The sequence below is a fragment of the Nesterenkonia pannonica genome (assembly GCF_019575955.1).
GTDB classification, from domain to species: Bacteria; Actinomycetota; Actinomycetes; order Actinomycetales; family Micrococcaceae; genus Nesterenkonia; species Nesterenkonia pannonica.
In genome coordinates, this window is sequence record NZ_CP080575.1 from 1410586 (window position 1) to 1424616 (window position 14031).

Annotated in this window: 14 protein-coding genes and 7 pseudogenes; all 21 read left to right on the forward strand. The window is 63.4% G+C overall.

What is annotated here, in order from left to right:
• Positions 1-18 precede the first annotated feature (18 nt).
• Complete coding sequence (locus K0H76_RS10215) at positions 19-210, forward strand: hypothetical protein (protein ID WP_258935382.1); 192 nt, start codon at positions 19-21, stop codon at positions 208-210.
• Positions 159-719 carry a peptide chain release factor N(5)-glutamine methyltransferase gene (locus K0H76_RS10220; RefSeq protein ID WP_258932921.1) on the forward strand — a complete coding sequence of 187 codons (561 nt, stop codon included), beginning with the start codon at positions 159-161 and terminating at the stop codon, positions 717-719. Before K0H76_RS10215 ends, K0H76_RS10220 begins: the two co-directional genes overlap by 52 nt.
• Positions 704-943, forward strand: coding sequence for a hypothetical protein (locus tag K0H76_RS10225; protein WP_258932922.1), 240 nt, complete (start codon positions 704-706; stop codon positions 941-943). Before K0H76_RS10220 ends, K0H76_RS10225 begins: the two co-directional genes overlap by 16 nt.
• 43 nt (positions 944-986) lie before the next feature.
• A pseudogene (locus tag K0H76_RS10230) lies at positions 987-1606 on the forward strand (L-threonylcarbamoyladenylate synthase).
• A gap of 73 nt (positions 1607-1679) precedes the next feature.
• Positions 1680-2033: a hypothetical protein gene (locus K0H76_RS10235; RefSeq protein WP_258932923.1), complete on the forward strand. Its 354-nt coding sequence runs from the start codon at positions 1680-1682 to the stop codon at positions 2031-2033.
• Positions 2034-2103: 70 nt separating this feature from the next.
• The gene (locus K0H76_RS10240) at positions 2104-2709 is read left to right on the forward strand and encodes a hypothetical protein (protein WP_258932924.1); all 606 of its coding nucleotides are present in this window, start codon (positions 2104-2106) and stop codon (positions 2707-2709) included.
• Entirely contained in the window at positions 2706-3095 is a 390-nt protein-coding gene (locus K0H76_RS10245; protein WP_258932925.1) for a hypothetical protein, read from the forward strand. The genes K0H76_RS10240 and K0H76_RS10245 overlap by 4 nt, the downstream gene beginning before the upstream one ends.
• Before the next feature lie 201 nt (positions 3096-3296).
• A pseudogene (atpB, locus tag K0H76_RS10250) lies at positions 3297-4099 on the forward strand (F0F1 ATP synthase subunit A).
• Between the two features lie 94 nt (positions 4100-4193).
• On the forward strand, positions 4194-4397 hold the full coding sequence (locus K0H76_RS10255; protein WP_146338668.1) for an ATP synthase F0 subunit C: 204 nt from the start codon (positions 4194-4196) through the stop codon (positions 4395-4397).
• A gap of 94 nt (positions 4398-4491) precedes the next feature.
• Positions 4492-5047: pseudogene (locus K0H76_RS10260) on the forward strand (F0F1 ATP synthase subunit B).
• Between the two features lie 8 nt (positions 5048-5055).
• The gene (locus K0H76_RS10265) at positions 5056-5709 is read left to right on the forward strand and encodes a hypothetical protein (protein ID WP_258932926.1); all 654 of its coding nucleotides are present in this window, start codon (positions 5056-5058) and stop codon (positions 5707-5709) included.
• Between the two features lie 235 nt (positions 5710-5944).
• Positions 5945-7569 (forward strand): annotated as a pseudogene (gene atpA, locus K0H76_RS10270) (F0F1 ATP synthase subunit alpha).
• Positions 7570-7609: 40 nt separating this feature from the next.
• A pseudogene (locus tag K0H76_RS10275) lies at positions 7610-8496 on the forward strand (F0F1 ATP synthase subunit gamma).
• A gap of 45 nt (positions 8497-8541) precedes the next feature.
• Positions 8542-9999 (forward strand): annotated as a pseudogene (gene atpD / locus K0H76_RS10280) (F0F1 ATP synthase subunit beta).
• Positions 10000-10005: 6 nt separating this feature from the next.
• On the forward strand, positions 10006-10275 hold the full coding sequence (locus tag K0H76_RS10285) for a F0F1 ATP synthase subunit epsilon (RefSeq protein ID WP_146338650.1): 270 nt from the start codon (positions 10006-10008) through the stop codon (positions 10273-10275).
• 84 nt (positions 10276-10359) lie between these two features.
• A pseudogene (gene nucS, locus K0H76_RS10290) lies at positions 10360-11051 on the forward strand (endonuclease NucS).
• A gap of 402 nt (positions 11052-11453) precedes the next feature.
• On the forward strand, positions 11454-12899 hold the full coding sequence (locus tag K0H76_RS10295; protein ID WP_258932927.1) for a hypothetical protein: 1446 nt from the start codon (positions 11454-11456) through the stop codon (positions 12897-12899).
• Complete coding sequence (locus K0H76_RS10300; RefSeq protein WP_258932928.1) at positions 12857-12982, forward strand: hypothetical protein; 126 nt, start codon at positions 12857-12859, stop codon at positions 12980-12982. Before K0H76_RS10295 ends, K0H76_RS10300 begins: the two co-directional genes overlap by 43 nt.
• Before the next feature lie 70 nt (positions 12983-13052).
• Entirely contained in the window at positions 13053-13400 is a 348-nt protein-coding gene (locus K0H76_RS10305; protein WP_258932929.1) for a hypothetical protein, read from the forward strand.
• Between the two features lie 57 nt (positions 13401-13457).
• Complete coding sequence (locus K0H76_RS10310) at positions 13458-13757, forward strand: hypothetical protein (RefSeq protein WP_258932930.1); 300 nt, start codon at positions 13458-13460, stop codon at positions 13755-13757.
• Positions 13758-13824: 67 nt separating this feature from the next.
• A complete protein-coding gene (locus K0H76_RS10315) occupies positions 13825-14016 on the forward strand; it encodes a hypothetical protein (RefSeq protein WP_258932931.1) in 192 nt (63 codons plus the stop codon).
• Positions 14017-14031 lie beyond the last annotated feature (15 nt).

Sequence of the window (14031 nt, forward strand, 5' to 3'; positions counted from 1 at the left end):
TTGGCCTCCTGGCGCACCATGAGGACTGAGCTGGAGCAACGGCTCAAGAACGCTGCCGCCGAACTCGCCGAAGCGGGTGTGCCGACGCCCCGGGTGGACGCTGAGCTCCTGGCCTCGCACGTACTGAATCTCAGCAGGGAGAGGTGCAGGTCAAAGCGATGGTGGGCCTGGAGCTGGACCACGGCTCGGTTGGCGAATTTCAGCGTCTGATCGAAGAGCGAGCGCGACGAGTGCCGTTGCAGCACCTGACCGGATCGGCACCATTCCGCACACTCGAGCTCCGTGTCGGGCCGGGAGTGTTCGTGCCTCGCCCCGAGACAGAGGCTGTCGTGGACGTAGCGCTCGCGGAGATCGATCGGCTGCTCGGCCTGGGGGTCGCGGTGCCTCGCATCGTAGACCTGGGGACCGGAGCGGGCACCATCGCGGCATCCATCGCCGCGGAGCGGCCGCAGTGCGACGTGCATGCAATAGAGGTCTCGGAGGCGGCGGCAGCGTGGGCTGCGCTCAACTTCTCGCGGCTGCCCCAGCACGCTGCCCAAGTGCGACTCCACGTTCAGGACCTTCGTGATTTTGAGCAGGACGGCTTTGATGTGGTCGTTTCGAACCCGCCCTATATTCCGCCGTCCATGGTGCCCACCGAACCCGAGGTGCACGAGCATGACCCCAGAACGGCCCTCTACGGCGGGGAGAGGACGGCCTCGAGATGCCCCGCGAGGTGATCGCCGCGGCCCAGCGAGTCCTGACGCGCGACGGCTGGTTCATCCTGGAGCATGCAGAAGTGCAGGCGGAGGCCCTTTTGGACATCTGCGCGGCTGAGCCTGATCTCGGTGACGTTCGTACGCACCATGACCTCACGGGCAGGCCGCGGGCCACGTCTGCGCGCCGCAGGTCGGAGCGTGCTCACAGCGGGAAGCCTGAAGGCGTGGAAGAATACCGCGCGTGAGTGAGACCTTCGACGCGTCCGACCCCAGGCCCGCACAGCGGGGATAGCTGCCGTCAAAGAGGCGGCTCAGCGCGGCCAAGCAGTCGTCGTGCCGACCGACACCGTCTACGGGATCGGTGTGGACGCCTTTCGCCGCAGGCTGTCGCAGTCCTCCTCGCCGCCAAAGGGCGGGGCTGCTCCATGCCGCCGCCGGTGCTCGTCGCCAGGCCCGAAGTGATGGAGGCCTTAGCCGCTGAGATTCCCGACGCGGCGCGCAGTCTCACCGAGGCGTTCTGGCCCGGTGGGCTGACAGTCATCCTGCAGGCTCAAGGATCGCTCGCATGGGACCTCGGGGACACACGCGGCACCGTTGCGCTCCGGATGCCCGCCGACGAGCTTGCCCTTGAGGTGCTGGGAGCCGTAGGGCCCATGGCCGTCTCCTCCGCCAACCGAACGGGCATGCCGGCGGCGACCACGGCAGCGGCTGCTGAGTCCATGCTCGCCGAATCGGTCGCCGTCTACCTCGACGACGGAGAGCGAGTCAGCATCCCGCCGTCGACCATTGTGGACTGTACGGGCGAACACCCTCAGGTGGTCCGAGACGGGACCATCTCCTTGGCGGAGCTCAGGGCCGTCGTCCCCGAGGTGCGCGAGCTGGACGAGGGGCCTGCTTCGGCTTCATGATCTACTTCCTCATCGTCCTGGCGATCTCGGCAGTCGTCACCTTCGTCCTGACGCCGCCGGTGCGCTTACCGGTATGCACCTGGGAATCTACACCTCCATCCGCGCCCGGGACATCCACACCCAGGTGAAGCCTCGATGGGGCGGGCTCGCCATGTACGGCGGAATGGTGGTGGCCCTCGGGGCCGCCTCGCTGATCCCCTACCTCTCCGGCCTCTTCGAGGAACCCGCTCGCATAGCGGGGATCGTCGGCGCCATGACGCTGATCCTGCTGACGGGATTGGCCGATGATGCGTGGGACATTCACTGGGTCACAAAGCTCGCCGCTCAGGTCGGTGCGGCCATCATTCTCGTCCTGTCTGAACTCGGCTCGAAGTGGCCCCAATGGGCCGCTTCGAACTGGACGACGGGCTGCTGCAGGCTGTCCTGACGGTATTCGTCGTCGTTGCAACCATCAACGCGTTCAACTTCATCGACGGTCTGGACGGCCTGGCCGCGGGGTGGCCGCCATTGGCGGGGCAGCGTTCTTTCTCTACAGCTACATGCTGACCCTGCAGCTCCACGAGTTCACCGTCTCCAACCTGACCACGCTGCTGATGGCGGTGCTGGTAGGCGCCTGCCTCGGGTTCCTGCCGCACAACTTCCATCCGTCGTCGGTGATCATGGGAGATACGGGGGCGATGCTGCTGGGCACGGTCATGGCAGCCGGAGCCTTGGTGGTGACGTCCTCTCTCGAGCTCTATGAGGAGAGCTTCCGCTTTATGAACGTGCTTACCTATATGCCCGTGCTGCTGCCGCTGGCCGTCATGGTCCTTCCGATGCTTGACCTCGTCATGGCCGTAGCCCGCCGAACCGCCCGGGGCATCGCCCTTCTCCCCAGATCGGGGCCACCTCCATCACAAGCTTCTGGACGCTGGGTACTCGCATCCCCAAGCAGTGCTGCTCCTGTATATGTGGGCGGCGATCGTGGCCTTCGGGGAGTCTCCTTCAACTTCATTCCCTGGCAGTGGGTCGTCCTCAGCGCCGGAGGCGGCCTCACCGCAGCTGCGGTGCTCACATTCACCCCGCGATTCCGCCGTCTCATTCGACGAAAAGGTGCCCCGTGAGGAACAGCTGGACAAGCATTGTGATCAGGACGACGGGCTCCGCCGCGCTGGCCTTGGGGCTCATGGTCGCACTCGCCGCCCTTCTCGGAGGAGGCGCCGGAGCGGCCTCATCAGCGATGGTGGGCAGTGCAGTGGTGCTGATGTTCCTGATGTCTCTCGTGCTCTTCGCCCTGGCTCAGCACTACCGGCCGGAGTGGGGTCCGATGGTCCTGCTCGCCGCATTTATTGCGAAGGTGGCGCTGATCGGCGGCACGCTGCTCCTCGCGCCTATACCTCACTGGCTCGACACCGTATGGACGGCCGTCACAGTGGTTGTGCTCCTCTTCGTATGGCAGGCCATGCTGGTGCTGGGCGTGTGGAAGATGCGCGCCACCGTGGAGCAGTGACGGGCCCTGCCGAGCCGCGGTGCCGTTTTTCTACATCCTGTAGTAGTGTTTGTGGGAGCGCCTGGGCGTGCTCTGGACCACTAAGTCTTTGATAGGCTCAGCGGTAGTCCGGGAAGTGCTTATGGCCTCGACTTTCCTCGCATCATTCAAATGGGTCTGAATCTGCTCAGGCTCATCGACGACCACCGAGAGGACCAGCGTTTGTCATCGCTAGCCCTGAGAGCCGCCGATGAGGGTGGGTTCCAGCCGCCTACGATCAACGACACTCACCTGCCGGATATCATTCCGTGGGGAGCCGAATGGGAACCTTCTTCGGGAAGGCGATGCTCGTCCTCATCCTTTCGGTCATCTTCATCGTGTGGTTCTTCAACACGGCCATCCGCAGGAAGTCGCTCGTTCCTACGCGAACTCAGTTCATTGCGGAGTCGATCTACGGATTCGTCCGTCACACGATCAGTCGCGACGTGCTGGGCGAAAAGCACTTCAAGCCGTGGATTCCGTTCCTATTCGCGGTCTTCGTCTTCGTGCTGGTGAACAACCTGACCGGCGCTATTCCGCTGATCCAGATGCCCACCTTCTCGCACGCCGGAGTGGCGTATGCCATGGCGGCGATCATGTACGTGACCTGGATCGGCGTGGGACTGCAGAAGCACGGCCCGAAGTTCTTCTGGCTGTCAGTGGCCCCATCGGGCGTGCCTAAGCCGATTCTTCTGCTTCTGGTCCCGCTGGAGATCATCTCCAACTACATCGTGCGGCCCCTCACACACTCGCTTCGTATCATGGCGGTCATGCTCGCCTACCACATGATCATGCTGGTTGCCGCTGTAGGAGCGGAGTACATGATCAGTCAGGGTGGCTTGCTGACCATCGGCGGCGTCGCCGCGATCGTCGGCGCGATTCCCATGTACTTCATCGAAATCCTTCTGATGGTCATCCAGGCGCTGGTCTTCACGCTGCTCACTGCGGTGTACATCCAGCAGGCCATCGAAGTCGACGCTCACTGACGCGTTCGCACCACATCCAAACTTCTAACTGAATAGCAAGCAGTACAAGTGTCCCCGCCATGGAAAAGTCGGCTATCTCACAGAAAGAGAGAACATGGAAGGCTCACTCAACCTGATCGGGTACGGCATCGCGGCCCTTGGCTCCGGCGTCGGCGTGGCTCTGATCTTCTTCGCTTACTTCCAGGCAGTCGCTCGTCAGCCCGAGGTGTCGCGCATCCTGCAGCCCCTGCTCTTCGTGGGCTTCGCTGCCGTCGAGGCGCTGGCCATTCTCGGATTCGTTCTGGTTCTGGTCGTCTAGCAGTTCGTCCGGCTCGCTTTGAGGTGCTCGGCTCGCTGGAGCCCCGCACCGCAATCAGTCCCAGACGAAACCCTTGAGAGAAACAGGTGTAGACATGATCAGCGCAGACGTGATCCGCGCAGCCGATGACTACGGCGGAAACCCACTGGTCCCCAACTGGTGGGAGGCTTAAGCACTGCGGCTGTCTCCTTCTTGGTGCTGCTCTTCATCATCATGAAGTACGTCGCGCCCAAGTTCGAGGAGACCTACCAAGCGCGTGTGGCTGCCATCGAAGGCGGCATAAGCGAAGCCGAAGAGGCCAAGGCCGAGGCCGAAGCACTGAAGGCCGAATACGAGAAGAACCTCGCTGAATCAGCGCCGCGGCGTCGCAGATCAGAGAAGAGGCTCGTGCCGAGGGGGCCCAGATCGTGGCTGAAGCCCAAGAAAAGGCTGCGGCTGAGTCAGGCCGCATCCGCGAGCAGGCTCAGGCGCAGATCGAAGCGGAGCGGGCTGCAGCTGCAGCCTCTCTCAAGGCTGACGTCGGTGCGCTTGCCTCGGAGCTGGCGGGCAAGATCGTCGGCGAGGCTCTTGAGGACGACGCTCGCTCGCAGCGCGTGGTCGACCGGTTCCTGGCTGATCTTGACGCTGAGCAGGCAGGAGCCTCCAAGTAATGGCAACGGTGACCACGGAATCCCTCGCGAGCCTGCAGTCAGACCTCGCAGAGACCCTTCGTGCTGCCGATCTGAAGGTCGCCGACGAGCTGTTCGCGGCCGTGGACGTCATGGACACATCCGCGTCGCTTCGCCGTTCGCTGACGGACCTTCGAGGGAGCCCGCAGAGCGTGCCGGCTGTCGTCCGACGACTGTTCGGCGACAAAGCGGCGAGCACCACGGTGGCGGTCCTGGAGGCTGTCGCGTCTCGGCGTTGGAGCAGGGCGAGAGATCTCTCTGACGCGGTGGAGACGCTCGCCGTCACCACCGTTGCGGCTGTTGCCGAGCGCGGAGGCCTTCACGGCCTTGAAGAGCTTGAGGCTCAGCTGCTCGGCTTCCGCCGGACCGTCTCCGAGTCCCATGAGCTGCAGCGCGCATTGGCTGACGGACAGGCGCCTGACGAGGCCAAGCAGAAGCTGGCCGCACGGCTCAGTCCTCAGGCCTCGTCCGAAGCTCGCCTTCTGATCGATCGAACGGTCACGGCCCCCGTGGTCTGCGCCCGGCAGCGCTGCTGGCACGCTTCGCGGAGCAGGTGGCTGCGCGGCAGCATCGTTGGATTGCCCAGGTCACCGTGGCGAAGAGCCTCGACGGCTCCAACCTCGAGAAGCTTTCGACAGGTCTGAACCGCTACTTCGGACGAGAGCTGCGCTTAGACGTCGCCGTCGACCCCGAGTGGTGGGCGGCATCCGAGTCCAGGTCGGCGATGAAGTGGTCGACTCGACCATGGCTGGCCGACTGAACAGCCTCACCCGAAACATCACCAGCTGACCGGGCTTAGCCTGGTAGGCAACAGAAGTTTTTACAGACCCCTCAGGGCCTGACCCCAGGCCTGATGACCAAGGAGAGCAGGAGACGCCGATGGCCGACTTGACCATCAACGCCGATGACGTCCGCAATGCACTGAATGAGTTTGCCGCGTCCTACGACCCGGGCAGCGCCGAGAAGACCGAAGTTGGTCGCGTGATCTCGGCGGCAGACGGCATCGCACGTGTCGAGGGCCTTCCTCGGCCATGTCGAACGAGCTGCTGCGCTTCGAGGACGGCACGCTTGGCCTTGCCCAGAACCTTGACACCCGTGAGATCGGCGTCGTCGTGCTCGGCGAGTTCTCCGGCATCGAGGAGGGGCAGGAAGTGACGCGCACGGGCGAGGTGCTGTCAGTGCCCGTGGGCGACAAGTTCCTCGGCCGTGTCGTGGACCCCTGGGCAACCCCATCGACGATCTCGGCGACATCGAAGCAGAGGGCCGACGAGCGCTCGAGCTGCAGGCGCCGGGAGTGACCCAGCGCCAGTCCGTCGGCGAGCCCCTGCAGACCGGAATCAAGGCCATCGACGCCATGATCCCGATCGGTCGTGGCCAGCGCCAGCTCATCATCGGTGACAGGCAGACCGGAAAGACTGCCATCGGCATCGACGCGATTCTCAACCAGAAGGAGAACTGGGAGTCGGGCGACGTCAGCAAGCAGGTCCGCTGCATCTACGTGGCTGTCGGGCAGAAGGCGTCGACCATTGCTGGTGTGCGTCAGACTCTGGCAGACAACGGTGCACTTGATTACACCACTATCGTGGCGGCCCCTGCGTCAGACCCTTCCGGATTCAAGTACCTGGCGCCTTTGCTTACTCTGCTATCGGGCAGCACTGGATGTACGGCGGGAAGCACGTGCTGATCATCTTTGATGACCTGTCGAAGCAGGCGGAAGCGTACCGTGCGATTTCGCTTCTGCTGCGCCGTCCGCCCGGACGTGAAGCCTTCCCTGGCGACGTGTTCTACCTCCACTCACGCTTGCTGGAGCGTTGCGCAAAGCTCTCTGACGAGCTCGGTGCGGGATCGATGACGGGCCTGCCGATCATCGAAACTAAGGCCAACGATGTGGGTGCGTTCATCCCCACGAACGTCATCTCCATCACCGACGGCCAGATCTTCCTCCAATCAGACCTCTTCAACGCGAACCAGCGCCCAGCCGTTGACGTGGGCATCTCGGTGTCGCGAGTTGGCGGTGCCGCTCAGGTCAAGGCGATGAAGAAGGTCGCTTGGCGACGTTGAAGCTCGACCTGGCTCAGTATCGAGACATGCAGTCGTTCGCGATGTTCGCATCGGACCTGGACGCAGCCACGCGAAAGCAGCTCACCCGTGGTGAGCGGCAGACTGAGCTCCTCAAGCAGCCGCAGTACACCCCATACCGTGTCGAGGACCAGGTGGCCTCCATCTGGGCTTACGCCCAGGGCCACCTTGACGACATTGAGACGGCGGACGTCAACCGCTTCGAGACCGAGTGGATCGATTACCTGAAGCGCAAGACCTCCGTGCTGACCAACATCGCTGCGACGGGGAAGCTGGAGGACGACACCGTCGCTGCCCTGAAGAGCGGCATGGAGGAGTTCAAGCGTCAGTTCCAGGCTGAAGGCAAAGATTCCCTCGTTGGCAACGAAGAGACGGAAGCCCTCAGCGACCAGGACATCGATCAGGAAGAGATCAAGACTTCCTGAGCCGGGAGTCGTGCCCTCCTCCGACTGAGAAAGGACTTACATGGGAGCCCAGATCCGGGTCTATCGCCAGAAGATCAAGTCGACATCGTCGATGAAGAAGATCTTCAAGGCGATGGAGCTGATCGCGACGTCCCGCGTGCTTAAGGCACGCGACCGCGCCCAAGCCTCCACGCCCTACGCAGAGGCCATCACCCGAGCAGTTGCGGCTGTTGCCGGTCAGGGAGAGATTGAGCATGTCCTGACCCAGAAGGCGGAGAGCCCACGGCGGGCCGCAGTGCTCATCATGAGCTCAGACCGCGGTCTCGCCGGGGCCTACTCCACCAATGTGATCAAGCGCTCCGAGCAGCTCTTGGCGCGTCTGAAGGAAGATGGAATCGAAGCTCGTCCGTATTTGTATGGGCGCAAGGTTCAGCAGTTCTACGACTTCCGCGACCGTGAGTATGACGGGGTGTGGTCCGGCAGCACGGACAAGCCCGAGGTGGCCCGGTCCCAGGAGATTGGTCGCACCCTCGTGAATCGCTTCACGCAGGAGACGGATCAGGACGGCGTTGATGAGATCTATCTCGTCTACACGCAGTTCGAATCCATGGTGAGCCAGGATCCTGTGGTGCGACGACTCCTCCCTCTGAGCGTTGCGAAGGAGACCGACGAGGCCGGGGATACGTACCCCAATATGACTTCGAGCCGAATCCTGCCGACGTTCTCGACGAGCTGCTGCCTCGCTACATCGAGTCGCGCATCTTCTCGGCAATGCTCGAGGCGTCTGCGTCTGAGCTCGCAGCACGCCAGAGGGCGATGAAGTCCGCTTACGACAACGCCAGCGAGCTCATCGAGAAGTACACCCGTCTGCGCAACAACGCGCGCCAGGCCGAGATCACGCAGGAGCTGTCCGAGCTTATTGCCGGCGCAGATGCGCTGGCCTCCTGATCAGCACACAAGACATCAAGCACAATCGAGTGAAGTGAGAAAGTGATGACTGCCACTACTGCAGAACCGCGCCCCGCCGGGGCCCTGACTCCCGGCGCGACCGGTCGTGTCGCCCGCGTCATCGGCCCGGTCGTGGACATCGAGTTCCCGGCCGACGCCGTCCCGGACATGTACAGCGCCCTCACCGCTGAGCTCACCCTCGGCGACCAGCGGCGCACGATCACCTTCGAGACCGCTGCCCACCTCGGTGACAACATCGTGCGTGCCATTGCGCTGCAGGCCACCGACGGTCTGGTCCGCGGAGTGCCGGTGCAGGACACCGGCGGGCCCATATCGGTGCCCGTGGGCGACGTCGTCAAGGGTCACATCTTCAACGTGCTCGGCGAGAGCCTCGATGTGGACAGCTCCGAGCTGGACATTCAGGAGCGTTGGGGATTCACCGCAAGGCTCCCAATTTCGCGCAGCTCGAAGGTTCGACCGAGATGCTGGAGACCGGCATCAAGGTCATCGACCTGCTTACCCCTTACATCAAGGGCGGAAAGATCGGACTGTTCGGCGGTGCGGGTGTCGGCAAGACCGTCCTCATCCAGGAGATGATCACGCGTGTGGCCCGCAACTTCGGCGGCACTTCGGTGTTTGCCGGTGTGGGGGAGCGCACCCGTGAGGGCAACGACCTTGGGTGGAGATGGAGGAGGCTGGCGTCCTCAAGGACACTGCGCTGGTCTTCGGCCAGATGGACGAGCCGCCAGGAACACGTCTTCGAGTGGCCCTCTCGGCCCTCACCATGGCGGAGTACTTCCGTGACGAGCAGGACCAAGACGTTCTGCTCTTCATCGACAACATCTTCCGCTTCTCGCAGGCTTACCCGAGGTTTCGACGCTGCTGGGGCGCATGCCCTCCGCAGTGGGCTACCAGCCCAACCTTGCGGATGAGATGGGTGTGCTCCAGGAGCGCATCACCTCAACCCGCGGCCGCTCGATCACCTCCATGCAAGCCGTCTATGTGCCCGCAGATGACTACACCGACCCTGCGCTTACCAACGTCTTCGCGCACCTTGACGCAACGACGGAGCTCAACCGTGCCATCGCCTCCCGCGGCCTGTACCCAGCCGTCGACCCGCTCACCTCAACGAGCCGGATCCTCGACCCGCAGTACATCGGGCGCGAGCACTACGACTGCGCCACACGGGTGAAGCAGATTCTGCAGAAGAACAAGGAACTGCAGGACATTATCGCCATCCTGGGTGTGGACGAGCTCTCCGAGGAGGACAAGATCCTTGTCTCGCGGGCGCGCCGCATCGAGCAGTTCCTTTCGCAGAACACGTACACCGCTGTGCAGTTCACGGGTGTGGAGGGATCGACTGTGCCGATCAAGGACACCATCGAGGGCTTCAACGCCATCGCAGACGGTGACCTTGATCACATCCCCGAGCAGGCGTTCTACAACAGCGGCGGACTCGACGACGTCGAGCGCAACTACGCCAAGATGCAGAAGGAGTCCTGATCGGCCATGGCTGAGCTGGATGTCCAGATCGTTGCCAGTGACCATGCCGTATGGCATGGGAAAGCCACCGAGATCAGCGCTCGCACCGTTGAAGGCTCCATTGGCATACTGCCCGGCCACACGCCCGTCCTGGCGATCCTCGGCGAAGGCGAAGTTGTGATTCGGTCCATCGACCACGGCACGGTGAAGGCGCATGCCAGCGGAGGATTCTTCTCCGTCGACGATGACAGGATCACGATCGTCGCAGACGACGCCAGTCTCACCACCGAGGGCTGAGCAGGCCCAGCCCCATTCACTCGAAAGAAATCCCCGGCGCCCTGAGCTGCCGGGGATTTCGTCTCTGCGATAGGATCTTCGACCGTGCGCCTCGTCATCGCCACCTGTTCCGTCACCTATACCGGACGTCTCAACGCCCACCTCCCACTGGCCTGCTTACCATCATGATCAAGTCCGACGGTGCTGTGCTCGTCCACTCTGATGGAGGGTCCTACAAGCCGCTCAACTGGATGTCCCCACCAGCCTCGCTGCGTCGTACCGAGCCCACCGGCGAAGAAGCCGCGGCCGGGATCACAGACGTGTGGACCGTCAGCGCTGAGAAAAGCGACGATACCCTGAGCATTCTGATCGAAGAGATCCACCACGACTCCGCCCACGACCTCGGCGCCGACCCTGGTCTGGTGAAGGACGGAGTGGAGGCTGATCTCCAACGGCTGCTCGCAGACCAGATGACCAGGCTGGGAGATGGCTACCGCCTGATACGACGCGAACATTCGACGCCCATAGGCCCTGTCGACATCCTGGCCAAAGGGCCCGACGGAACCGTAGCGGTCGAGCTGAAGCGTCGCGGCGACATCGACGGCGTGGAGCAGCTGACCCGCTATCTCGACCTTCTCAATCGCGACCCGATGCTCGCACCGGTCAGCGGCGTGTTCGCCGCGCAGCAGATCAAGCCGCAGGCGCGTACCCTGGCAGAGGACCGCGGTATCCGGTGCGTCCTCTTGGATTACGCGGATATGAAGGGCGAAGAATCAGGAGAGCCGCGGCTGTTCTGAGACCCCCAGGCTGCAGAGAATAGAAGCATGGCACACCGGAAGAGGAACAAGTGGCAGCGAGAGGCGCGGCCGCTCGCACTCATTTCCTCGCGTCCGACCGGCACACCTCCAGCACGGTCAGACGCCGGGACGGCGAGTACCACGTCCGGCACATTCCAGGCACAGCTGCGTCTAAGTCATATACCTGCCCTGGCTGCAGGCTGAGCATCGCCCCCGGTACGGCCCACATCGTGGCGTGGCGCGCAGACTTCGTCCTGGGGGACCGGTATGCCGCCGAGCAGCGAAGACACTGGCACCTCAACTGCTGGCGGATCTCCTGACTGCAGACCTCGAATTGTAACCATTTCGTTATATTCGGTATGATATGCCGCTGGACATTCCTCCCATCCCAAGGAACCCCACGTGCGTTTTCTTTCTGCTGTCGCAGCCTTCATCGCTTACCTCGTGCTGCTGGCGCTGGGCGTCAATGAGCTCACCGGCTTCACCGCCGAAGAGTCCCACACCGTCTATCCCGAAGGCGTCGAAGAAGCTCCCTTCACCGTTGTCACGGAGGACCTCATCGACGAGCAGGAGGGCCGCGAGGAGTTCACCATCGAGGCGGAGGGTGAATACACCCTGGCACTGGGACGCACGTACGATATCGACGCCTGGCTGGAGGGCGTGACGCACAACCGCCTCCTCGGCGTCGCTGAGTCGGACGATCCAGACGTCGACTCCTACGTCGAGGCCGAGCACATCGAAGGCGAGGAGGCGATCGAGAACCCCGCCGATTCGGACCTCTGGGTGGCCGTCCAGGAGGAGGAGGGGGAGATCCTCTACAGGTGGAGCACACCTGATGAGTCCGGTGACTGGGCCCTTCTGATCTTCCGTGACGGCGAAGAGGCCGCACCTGCAACGATCACAACGACCGAGACGGAGCTCTTCTCCCGTGACCAGGCCATCTGGCTCACTGTCGGCGGCGGGCTTCTGCTCCTGGTATCCGTCGGCCTGTTCTACTGGGCTATGGCAGCTCGCCGCCGCGGAAAGGACGAGGACGACATGGACACCACAGACGCATCGCCTGAAGGCACGGAGGCGACCGCTGAGAGCGCCGATGAGAGCCGCGCCTCGGGCCGGGGCGGAGCAGCGACCACGCTTGCAGCGGTCGCCGCTCTGAGCCTGGGACTGACTGCACTGCCCGGACCGCAGTCAGCCTCTGCGGCAGAGCCGGAGGATGAGGATGCGGACACCGAAGTAGACGGCGATATGCCCTCAGAGGGCTACTCCGTGCTGCTGCAGTCACAGCTCGACCGAATTCTGGAGGATGTCGCTTACTCGGTCGAGGAGGCCGATGAGGCCCAGGACGCAGACCTGATGGAGCCGAGAGTCGCGGAGCAGGCGCTCGAAACCCGCGAGCTGGAGTATCGCAATCACGAGATCGCCGACAGTGATCTGCCCCTGCCCATCGGCACGGAGATTGTCTCTGCCGCAGTGACCAGCGATCAGACGTTCCCTCGTCAGGCTGTCGTTATGACCGAGCATCCGGATCAGGAGGTTCCTCAGATCCTGGTCCTGGAGCAGGAGGACGTGCACGAGAACTACCGCCTGATTCATCTGACGACCATGGCGCCGGGCACTGAGTTCTCGGCCATCTCCCCGAAGAGGGCGGGATCAGCTCCGTCTCGCTCCAGGGCGAAGGATTTCTCACGGGTCTCGCCGAGTACTTCTCGGACGCGGAGCACGAATACGGCGAGAACGTTGAAGAGAGCATCTACATCGACGACGTCCACGCCTATTACGAGGAGATCGACGAAGGCGCGGAAGCCGTGGACATCGACTTCTCGCTCGACGAAGTCTCCGAGGAGATGACAGGCCTCGAGCTGCCTGACGGATCCCAGCTGCTGGTAAGCAACTTCTCCCGCACCATGGAGTTCACCCCAGGAGTCCGGTGACACCATCTACCTGGACAACGACCTGATCGAAGCATTCGTCGGCACGGACTGGACTACGTGGACCACCCGTATGACAACAGTTCACTCGGTGCTTCTGCACGTGCCTGCCGGGTTCGACCCCGAGGAAGGCGCCGACGACGAGGGAATCACCCTCCTGGGAGTCCACGAGGTGGACGAGTCTGCCTACATCGACGTTCCCGACTGGGCGGACGAGTATGACGCAGCCCTGCCGCCGGAGGACCAGGCTGAGGACGTCGACGACGAGGAAGCCGCCGAGGAGGAGGACGAGCAGCAGGACGAAGAGGCCTCCGACGAGGACGAGTCTGAGGACGAGGACTCCGAAGACGACGAGGATGCCTCCGAGGACGAAGACGACGATAATGGTGACGACGACGCTGACGCCGACGAAGAGGACTGATCGAATGACGGAGCAGCACACCGGCGGTGCCGGGTCCAGCGTGAACACCAGGGGGCGGTGGACCTCTCTGCCCTTTCGGGAGCCTCACCATCAGGACAGCAGCAGCCGTCCTCTGCCCCGGGCAGCAACGACTCCTGGGTGATAGAGGCCGAGCCGCAGCGCCTGCAGGAGGTCGTCCAGCTCTCCTCGCGGGTGCCCCTGCTGGTGCTGATCCACTCTGACGACCCGACGTCTCAGAAGTTCCGAGACACGCTCTCCCAAGCGGTGGATGCTAAGGGCGGTCGTGCCGTCCTGGCGACGATCGACGCGGCTGCGAACCCGCAGCTCGCTCAGCAGGCGGGCCAGCTCCCGTGGTGACCGCCTTCATCTCGGGGCAGCCCGTGGGGAGTTCGACTCGAGCGCACCCGTCGAACAGCTGCCCCAGGTGGTGGACCAGATCCTGCAGATGGCCACCCAGAACGGGGTGAGCGGCACCGTGCTTAAGCTCAGTCTCGCCGCGGTGGGGACCAGCAGGGCGAGGAGGAGGCACCGCTTCCACCCCTGCACCAGAAGGCGGTCGATGCGCTCGAGGGAGGTGACCTCGACGGTGCTGTCGCTGCGTATGAGCAGGCGCTGAAGGAGAACCCGGCCG